The 461-nt window shown below is 42.5% G+C and carries 1 protein-coding gene; it reads right to left on the reverse strand.

What is annotated here, in order from left to right; genetic code table 11:
* Positions 1-56 precede the first annotated feature (56 nt).
* A partial coding sequence (locus tag DVK07_RS23120; protein WP_233565646.1) for a hypothetical protein occupies positions 57-461 on the reverse strand: 405 nt, incomplete at its 5' end.

The raw sequence follows: 461 nt of genomic DNA on the forward strand, positions 1-461 counted from the left end.
CCGAGTGAAAGTAGACCTATTCAATGCCCTCAATACATCTCAATCTTTCAGTCTGATTACCAATTAATATCGAACTTTACATCCTGTACGTTCGCATAGATCCCTTGGGTAAACTCGCTCAGATCAGTCACCACAAATCGCTTCGTATCGTACTCTCGTGGCTTATTCGGATCGTGCCAATCATGTAAAAACGCATACAAACTCCGGTATTTTGTAATTGGCCTTGGTTGTGGAATGTCGAGAGCATCATTTAGGTAGTCTTCATCCCCATAAAACGGATTTTTACAAATAGCACCATCAACACTTTGTTCATCTCCGTTTCCAAGCGGAGATGGTTGAGTTGTCCTCTCAACAATGTCTACAGGAATACGAGAAGGCCTTGAGATACCGTCAGACCGAATCTCAACATCCTCTGTCGTACTCAATTTGAGTCCAGTTCTTTCTTGGAACTCAATGAGTGA

Origin of the sequence: Halorubrum sp. Atlit-26R (genome assembly GCF_003666015.1) — an archaeon.
Lineage (GTDB): Archaea > Halobacteriota > Halobacteria > Halobacteriales > Haloferacaceae > Halorubrum.